Source organism: Peribacillus sp. NPDC056705, assembly GCF_043656335.1.
Map to the genome: position 1 here is coordinate 1 of NZ_JBHTYI010000245.1, position 1,158 is coordinate 1,158.

Genomic DNA, 1,158 nt, shown 5'->3' on the forward strand with positions numbered 1-1,158 from the left:
GTGCAGCTTAACGGGAACTTGCGTCACGCCCAGGCTCCGGATTGGATCGCTGAGTTCGATTTTACGTTTATCAATCTTGATCTTCTGTCCAGCCAGCGCCTCGGCGATCTGCTTGCTCGTAATCGCGCCGAACAAGCGGCCACCCTCTCCGGACTTGGCTTTTAACACAATCGTCATCTCTTCCAACTTCTTGCCAAGCGCCTGCGCCTCTTCCTTCTCTTGCTCCTTGCGTTTCTGCTCTGAGGCCTGCTGCTGCTCCAGGTTCTTCATATTTCCATCTGTTGCCGGACGAGCCACGCCGCGCGGAATCAGAAAATTCGTAGCATACCCCTCGGATACTTCCTTCACGTCACCCTTCTTGCCTTGACCCTTCATATCTTTAATGAAAATCACTTTCATTCGAATAACCCCTCTTTCGCTTTGATGTCCGCCAGTACATCCATCAGCTGTTTCTCCGCCTCTTCAAGCGAAGTGTCCAGCTGTACCGCGGCATTCGTCAAATGTCCGCCTCCCCCGAGACGTTCCATAATCACCTGAACATTCATCTTGCCCATCGAACGGGCGCTGATTCCAATCTTGCCATCCGTTCGTTCACTGATGACAAAGGAGGCCTGCACATCCGTCATATTGAGCAGCATATCCGCCACTTGGGCAATTAACAGCTGCGGCATAGGTCCTGCACTCTTCGATACTGCCAGCGCGATATGGTCATATACCATTCTAGCATGTTTCACGATTTCTGCCTTCGCTATAAATTCTGTCAGGTCCTCCTTGAGTACCCGCTGAATCATCGTGGTATCCGCACCGTGGCGTCGCAGGAAGCCTGCAGCTTCAAAGGTTCTCGACCCGGTATGAAGTGCAAAATGCTTCGTATCCACCGTGATTCCGGCAAGCAATGCCGTCGCCTCGACCGGTGTTAGGGTTACGCGCTCATGAATGTACTGCAACACCTCGGTCACTAATTCGCAGGTGGAGGATGCATATGGCTCCAAATAGATAAGCACCGCATCATTGATGAACTCTTCTCCCCGCCGATGATGATCCATTACAACCACACGGCTGGCCCGCTGCACTAGTCTTGGCTCCATCGTCATTGAAGCCTTATGCGTATCCACGACCACGAGCAACGTGTGTTCTGTCATCATCTGCATCGCTTGC

Annotated in this window: 2 protein-coding genes; both read right to left on the reverse strand. The window is 52.3% G+C overall.

The features are described from left to right. On the reverse strand, nucleotides 1-399 hold a 399-nt coding region (gene rplI / locus ACFRAK_RS29355; RefSeq protein ID WP_394573246.1), incomplete at its 3' end, for a 50S ribosomal protein L9. Next, on the reverse strand, nucleotides 396-1,158 hold a 763-nt coding region (locus ACFRAK_RS29360), incomplete at its 5' end, for a DHHA1 domain-containing protein (protein WP_394573247.1). The genes rplI and ACFRAK_RS29360, both read right to left, overlap by 4 nt.